Source organism: Micrococcus sp. APC 4021 (assembly GCF_030407635.1).
In the GTDB taxonomy this organism is placed as follows: Bacteria; Actinomycetota; Actinomycetes; order Actinomycetales; family Micrococcaceae; genus Micrococcus; species Micrococcus luteus.
Window position 1 is genome coordinate 22263 of the sequence record NZ_JASDCZ010000013.1, and the last position, 6698, is coordinate 28960.

The following is a 6698-nucleotide window of genomic DNA, read 5'->3' on the forward strand; positions in this document are numbered from 1 at the left end:
TCAGGCCTCCCAGCGCAGGCAGGTCAGGGGCTCGCCCCCGGGCACGGGCACGTGGCCGGTCGCACGGAAGCCGAGCCGCTCATAGAACGGGACGGTGGCGGGCACGGACGCCTCGAGGTGCACGGGCAGACCCGACGCGCGGCGCTGGCCGTGGCGCACCAGCGCACTCGCCGCCCCGCGCCCGCGGGCGGACGGGACGGTGCCGACCTCCTCAAGGTACCAGTGCCGGCCTGCCGGGCGGGCACGCTCGCAGGCGGCCTGGATCCGCTTCAGGGCGAGGGTGTGGCGGCCGTGGACGGCGACCGCGGTGGGCAGCCCCGCCAGCAGGCCCGGCACGTCGACCCCGCGGGGGGCGGCGGGGGAGGTCCACACGGCGGCGCCGAGCAGCGTGCCGTCGGCCGCGTCCACGGCGACGTCCACGGCGCCCAGCGGGGCGCCGTCGGCCCCCGCGCGCAGCCCCTGGCGCACGGCGGCGGTGAACTTGCGCTCGAGGCGGGGCCCGCGCCGGTCCTCGGGCACGAGCCCGAGCGTGTACGGGTCCGTGGCGAAGGCCTCGGCGAGGACGGCGCCCACGCGGCGGGCGGTGTCCTCACGGGCTCCATCCGGGCGCAGGGTGAGCACGTGGACGCGGGGGCGCGGCGCAGCGGGGTCCGGGGAGGTCATGGCCGCCAGTCTAGGGACGGGGCCGGGCGCGTCATCGGACCGGCCGACGAGCGTTCCGTCCCGTGTGATCGGCGACACTGGTGGGCATGGACTTCTCCGCACCGCTCGCCCCGGCCGCACCGCTCGCCCCGGCCCCCGCCGCAGACGCCCCGCCCGCCGACGTCGTCGCCCGCCTGCAGGCGGAGCTGCCCGGCCGCGTGGACGTCTCCGCCGCCGCACTCCAGGCCGCCCGGGCGGACCGCTCGGGGCATCGCTCCCCCGCCGCGCCGCGGGCCGTGGTCCGCGCACGGACGGTGGAGGACGTGCAGGCCGCGTGCCGGATCGCGCACGGCACCCGCACCCCGCTGGTCACCCGCGGAGCGGGCACGGGGCTGGCCGGCGGCGCCGTCGCGGGGGCGGGCGAGATCGTCCTGGACATGACCGCGATGGACCGGATCCTGGAGGTCTCCCCCGCGGACCGCGTGGCCGTCGTCGAGCCGGGGATCCTCAACGGGGCGCTGAACGCCGCGCTCGCCGAGCACGGGCTGTGGTGGGCCCCGGATCCCGCGTCGAAGGACATCTCCACGGTGGGCGGCAACATCGCGATGAACGCCGGCGGGCTGCTGTGCGCCAAGTACGGCGTCACGCGCGAGGCGGTGCTGGGCCTGGACGTGGTGCTCGCGGACGGCACCCTGCTGCGGCTGGGCCACCGCACCGTCAAGGGGGTGACCGGCTACGACCTGGTCGCGCTGATGATCGGCTCGGAGGGCACGCTCGGCGTGATCGTGGGCGCGACGCTGGCGCTGCGGCCGGCCGTGCGCGGCGTGCCCGTGACGCTCGGCGGGTTCTTCCCGGACGTCGTCGCGGGCGCCGCCGCGGCCGAGGCGATCACCGGGGCCGGTCACGTGCCCGCCCTGATGGAGCTGATGGACGAGGCGACGCTCGCCGCGGTGCGCGCGCACGCGGGGCCCGAACGCGGGGCCGCCCTGCCCGAGTCCGGCGCGTTCCTGCTGGTGCAGGCCGACGGCGCCGGCGCCGAGGCGGACGGGGAGGCCATGGCCGCCCTCATGCGCGCCCACGGCGGGGACGTCACCGTGACCGTGGACCCCGCCGAGGGGGAGGCCCTCATGGCCCTGCGCCGCACCGCGTTCCCCGCGCTCGAGCGCCTCGGCACCCCGCTCGTGGAGGACGTGGCCGTCCCGCGCAGCCGCATGGCCGAGATGTTCGCGCGGATCCGTGAGATCGAGGCACGCACCGGCGTCGCCATCCCCACCACGGCCCACGCCGGGGACGGCAACCTGCACCCGATCCTGCTGTTCGGCGCGGCGGCGCAGGTGGGCGGCGCGGCCGAGGACGCCGCGTCGATCCCGGCGGACGTGTGGGAGGCCGCCGGCGAGCTGTTCCGCGCGGGCCTGGAACTCGGCGGCACGCTCACCGGCGAACACGGCGTGGGCCTGCTCAAGCGCGCGTTCCTGCGAGACGAGCTCGGCGACGCCCAGCACGACCTCCAGCAGCGCATCAAGGCCGTGTTCGACCCGCACGGCATCCTCAACCCAGGAAAGGTGTTCACCCCGTGACGCAGCCGACCACCCCCGAGACCCCCGCCGACGCCGGCACGCCGACCCCGTTCGAGGTCGGGCTGCAGCTGCGCTGGTCCGACGAAGACCGCTACGGCCACGTCAACAACGCCCGCCTGCTCACCCTCGCCGAGGAGGCGCGCGTGCGCGCCCTGGCCGCGTGGGCCACGACGACGGCGTCCCCGGACGTCCAGCGCGTCGTGCGGTCCATGGAGGTCCAGTACGAGGCGCCCGTGGTCTACGCCGGGCCCGAGGTGACGGCGCGGGTGTGGATCCTGCGGATCGGCCGGACGTCCTTCACGCTGCGCCACGAGCTGTGGCAGGACGGGCGGCGCTGCGTGCTGTGCGACGCCGTGTTCGTGCAGGTGGACCCGGCGGCCGGGCGGCCCGTGGCCGTCTCCGACGAGGAGCGCGCCGCCTTCGAACGCGTGCTGATCCCCGCCGAGGACTGACGGGCCGCCGTCGGGCCTGTGGACGGCCCGCCGTCTCGCAGGATCCCGCCGTAGGCTTTGAGGCCATGGAGCAGGACCCTTCCCCGGACGCACCCGCGCCCTCGGCGGACGTCGAGGCGCTGCGCGGCACCCCCGTATCCGATTTGACGCAGCTCTCCCCCGCGACGTCAGGGGCGCTGGAGCGGCTGCGCCGAGACGTCGAGCGCTTCGACCTCGAGTACCGCTCGGCCCTGCTCCAGGTGGAGGCGCGGCTCGAGGTGCTGCGGGACGAGTTCACACACCTGCACGACTACAACCCCATCGAGCACATCGTCACGCGGGTGAAGTCGCCGGAGTCGATCCTGCGCAAGGCCTCCGCCCGCGGGCTGTCCCTGGACCTGGACGCGCTGCGCACCAACGTCACGGACATCGCCGGGGCGCGCGTGATCGTCAGCTTCGCCCGGGACGTGTACCGCGTGTTCCGCCAGTTCACGCAGCAGCCGGACATCCGGGTGCTCGAGGTGGAGGACTACATCTCCCGGCCCAAGCCCTCGGGCTACCGCAGCCTGCACTGCCTCGTGCAGGTGCCGATCCACCTGTCCACCGGCACGATCCCGGTGACCGTGGAGATGCAGTTCCGCACGAGCGCCATGGACTTCTGGGCCACGCTCGAGCACAAGATCAACTACAAGTTCGACGGCGGCGTGCCCCCGGACATCGCGACCGAGCTCGTGGCCGCCGCCCGCGTGGCTGCGGACCTGGACACCCGCATGGAGCGCCTGCACGACCAGGTGCAGGAGACCGACAGGGACGACGACGCCGCCGCGGCCTGGGAGGACGACGGCGGTCCCGTCTTCGAGGACGAGCCGGCGGCGGGGCCGGGCGAGGCGCGGCCGGGTGACGACGCGCCCGGCGCGTCCACCGTCTGAGCCCCTCCGTCCACACCCGGCGGGCCGCGTGCACAGGGTTCTCCACAGAGTTGTCCACAGGTGTGGATGAGTCACACGCGTGTGATCCAGCAAAGCAGAGCAGGGCGTGACCGCAAGCCAGGGAGGACATGCGGAGGGAGCGGCTGCCGGTAGCCTGAGCCGATGCCCTCCACCGCCGTGCCGCCGCGCGACTCCGGCGCCGCCTCCACCCTGCCCGCCCGCACAGGGCACCGCGGGGTGTCGATCCTGCGCACCGCCGCCCTCGTCCTCGTGGTGGCGGCGTTCGTGTGGCTGGCACTCACCGTGCGCCTGCCCGGCGTGGACGAGCTGCGCGCCCAGCTGGACGGCTTCGGCTGGTGGAGCTGGCTGGCGTTCACCGTGCTGTACGCGGCCGTGGCGCTCACCCCCATCCCCGTGACGATCATGGCGGTCACCGCCGGTGTGCTCTTCGGCGCGATCGAGGGGACGGTGCTGTCCGTCGTCGGAGCCCTGCTGGGCTCGCTCGGGGCGTACGGCATCGCGCGCGCGGTCGGACGCGAGGTGGTCCTGCGCGGGCTCGGCCGCCACGCCGAGACCGTGGAGCGGCGGCTCGAGGACACCGGGTTCCTCGCCCTGCTGGCCCTGCGCGTCGCCCCGGGGCTGCCGTACTGGCCCGTGAACTACGGGGCGGGCGCGCTCGCCGTGCCGCTGGGGATCTTCGCCGGCTCCACCGCGGTCGGCGTGATCCCCGGGCAGCTCTCCCTCGTGGCGATGGGGGCGTTCGCGGTGCGCCCGGGCGTCGTGAACGGCGTGCTGCTCGGGGTGGGCTGGCTCGCCGTGGGCGGTCTGACCCTGTGGGCGGTGCGGCGCTGGCGACGGGCAGCCCGGGCCGCGGAGGGGCCGGCGGGCTCGGAGGGGCCGGAAAGCCCGCGGAGTGGTCAGGACACGCCGTCTCCGCGTGCGCGACGCGGCGTGTCGTGACCACTCTGCGCCGGACGTCAGCCGAGGGTTGTGTACCGCACGCCGAACTTGCTGCTGACCTGCAGGAACACGAGCACGTCCGTGCCGCGCGCGTAGGCGGGCATGCCGTACCAGGTGCGGGGTTCGAGCTCCGGGGCCGCCTCCGTGACGATCCGGTGCACCCCCACCGCCATGGCGCGGTCCTGCTCGGGCATCTCCTCGATCTTCACCAGCAGGTCCTGCAGGGCGTCGGCCTTCTTCCTGCCGCCGCGCTGGGCGCGCAGCTCCTGCGCGCACTCGGCGATCGCGGCCTGCTCCGCGGCGCTGAAACCGGTGGACTCGCTCACGGTGCCTCCTGGGGTGCGGGGACGGGTCCTGCCCTGGTCTCAGCCCCGACGGCCCAGGCGACCGAGCAGGCGGGTCTGCCGGTCGGCGTCGTCGGCCACGGGGACGGGCTCGCCCAGGATGCCGGGCGTGTAGGCGGCGTCGCCGAACAGTTCCAGCGACTCCTCCACGCAGTCGATCTCCGCGTCCGTGAACCGCGCGTCCACGCCCTGCGAGCGGGCCAGGTCCCAACGGTGCACGATCACGTCGAACGCGTGGAAGCGGATCAACGCCTCGCCCACGGGCATCTCCCCGAGCGCGGTCTTCATGGGCCGCATGATGAACTCCTCGTCACCGGCGAGGGCGGACATGGCGGCGGCGTGCTTGGCCCACTGGGTGGCCAGCTGCTGGCGGGACCCGTCGAAGAGGGGCACCTCCCGGCCCTGGCGGGCGGCGAAGTCGCGCTGGCCGGCGATCACGTGGTCCAGCAGGTCCAGCGCGTCCCAGCCCTCACACGGGGTGGCGGCGTCCCAGTCCCGCACCTCCCGGACGACGGCGGTGAACGGCTCGGCGGCCGCGTTCCAGCGGGCCTCGACCTCGGTGGCGGGGATGGACATGGTGCTCTCCTCAGGGTCGCGGGGTTCTCGGGGCCGCGGCGGGCGACGACGGCGCCGGGCTCGGCTTCTTCGGGCCGCGGATGGACTCGGGGCGGGCCGGGTCCAGGACGGACCGGGGGTCGAAGAACTCCTCCAGCACGGGCCGCTCGCCCGAGACGGCCGCGGCGAGGCTGATGCCGTCCACGTTGATGCGCGAGCCGCGGTAGTAGCCGGGCTCGAGCTGGCCCCACGCCTTGGAGGTGCCGTCCACGAGGAAGAAGGAGCGGTAGCCGAGCTCGCGGAAGTAGCGGTACCGCTCGTTGTCCTCCGTGTACTTGCCGGGGCCGGTGACGTCCGCGCCGAACGGGTAGATGAGCATGTCCGTGGGGCCGAGGATCGGCTCGACCTCCTCGTGCCAGTGCCTCATGTCGAACTCGAGCTCCTCCATGGTCAGCTTCGGCACCGTCCGGTGGCCCCACGTGTGGGAGGCGAACTCCCAGCCGCTGTCCTTGAGCGCGTCGGCGACCTCGGTGGCGGCCGCGACGTCGGCGTCGAACGTGGGGCTGTCCCCGAACTCGCGGGCCGAGGTGCGGTAGCCGAACACGCCGTCGTAGCCGGTCATGGCCAGCACGCCGCGGGCGCCGTTGAGGCTGAAGTCCGGGTGCTCGGCGAGGAAGTCGTCCAGGCGCGGGACGACGTCGAACGCCCCGACGTGCGTGGTGCCCTCGGCGTCCGTGTACTCGTTGCGGACGCGGCCGTCCTCGGCCACGATCAGGCGGTCCGCGAAGCCGTCGCCGTCCATGTAGAGGTAGTACGAGCAGTCGTCCAGGGAGAGGATCAGCGGGGTCCGGCCCTCGGGGACCATGAGGGTCTTCGGGCGCACGACGTCATCCTCCCCCACCTCGTACAGCTCGTGCGGGGAGACCAGCACGTAACCGCGCTCGTAGACCTGCCGGATGACGGCGTCGAACTCGTCCACCGTGACCATGAAGTCCAGATAGCCGCCGGCCTTGTCGTCGCCGTCGAAGGCGCGGGCCGGGTCCACCACGAGGGAGTGGAAGAACAGGTGCGGAACCCGGGCCACGTCCGACCAGGCCACCGGTTCGCCGGCGGGCGGCGGACCAGCGGGGGCGGCGGAGGTGGGCGCGGACGAGGTCGGCACGGACGACGACGCCGCGTCCTCCCCGTCCTGCCCGCAGGCGGCCAGCAGTCCCGATCCGAGCAGGGCGGAACCGGCCAGGAGCATCTGTCGGCGGGTCG

The 6698-nt window shown here is 74.5% G+C and carries 8 protein-coding genes; 4 read left to right on the plus strand and 4 right to left on the minus strand.

The features are described 5' to 3' along the window. Positions 1-663, minus strand: a complete 663-nt coding sequence (locus QL983_RS02470; RefSeq protein ID WP_061866755.1) for a GNAT family N-acetyltransferase — start codon at positions 661-663, stop codon at positions 1-3. Positions 664-743: 80 nt separating this feature from the next. Here QL983_RS02470 and QL983_RS02475 point away from each other — a divergent pair, with 80 nt between their 5' ends. From QL983_RS02475 to QL983_RS02490, 4 genes are all read left to right on the plus strand, one after another. After that, positions 744-2219, plus strand: coding sequence for an FAD-linked oxidase C-terminal domain-containing protein (locus tag QL983_RS02475; RefSeq protein ID WP_223247486.1), 1476 nt, complete (start codon positions 744-746; stop codon positions 2217-2219). Beyond that, positions 2216-2671: a thioesterase family protein gene (locus QL983_RS02480; protein ID WP_060974353.1), complete on the plus strand. Its 456-nt coding sequence runs from the start codon at positions 2216-2218 to the stop codon at positions 2669-2671. The genes QL983_RS02475 and QL983_RS02480 overlap by 4 nt, the downstream gene beginning before the upstream one ends. A gap of 65 nt (positions 2672-2736) precedes the next feature. After that, positions 2737-3579 carry a GTP pyrophosphokinase family protein gene (locus tag QL983_RS02485; RefSeq protein WP_230297421.1) on the plus strand — a complete coding sequence of 281 codons (843 nt, stop codon included), beginning with the start codon at positions 2737-2739 and terminating at the stop codon, positions 3577-3579. A 162-nt stretch (positions 3580-3741) separates the two neighbouring features. After that, complete coding sequence (locus QL983_RS02490) at positions 3742-4539, plus strand: TVP38/TMEM64 family protein (protein WP_020624722.1); 798 nt, start codon at positions 3742-3744, stop codon at positions 4537-4539. Positions 4540-4556: 17 nt separating this feature from the next. Here the strand turns inward: QL983_RS02490 and QL983_RS02495 are convergent, their stop codons facing one another. From QL983_RS02495 to QL983_RS02505, 3 genes are all read right to left on the minus strand, one after another. After that, positions 4557-4865 carry a DUF1801 domain-containing protein gene (locus QL983_RS02495; protein WP_230297422.1) on the minus strand — a complete coding sequence of 103 codons (309 nt, stop codon included), beginning with the start codon at positions 4863-4865 and terminating at the stop codon, positions 4557-4559. 39 nt (positions 4866-4904) lie between these two features. Then, on the minus strand, positions 4905-5459 hold the full coding sequence (locus QL983_RS02500) for a TIGR03086 family metal-binding protein (protein ID WP_036339014.1): 555 nt from the start codon (positions 5457-5459) through the stop codon (positions 4905-4907). A gap of 10 nt (positions 5460-5469) precedes the next feature. Continuing rightward, on the minus strand, positions 5470-6698 hold a 1229-nt coding region (locus QL983_RS02505; RefSeq protein WP_290151162.1), incomplete at its 5' end, for a polysaccharide deacetylase family protein.

Excerpts from the sequence above, each read along its gene's own strand:
- QL983_RS02490 (WP_020624722.1), top strand. The coding sequence starts at position 3,742 with ATGCCCTCCACCGCCGTGCCGCCGCGCGACTCCGGCGCCGCCTCCACC.
- QL983_RS02470 (WP_061866755.1), bottom strand. The coding sequence starts at position 663 with ATGACCTCCCCGGACCCCGCTGCGCCGCGCCCCCGCGTCCACGTGCTC.
- QL983_RS02500 (WP_036339014.1), bottom strand. The coding sequence starts at position 5,459 with ATGTCCATCCCCGCCACCGAGGTCGAGGCCCGCTGGAACGCGGCCGCC.
- QL983_RS02485 (WP_230297421.1), top strand. The coding sequence starts at position 2,737 with ATGGAGCAGGACCCTTCCCCGGACGCACCCGCGCCCTCGGCGGACGTC.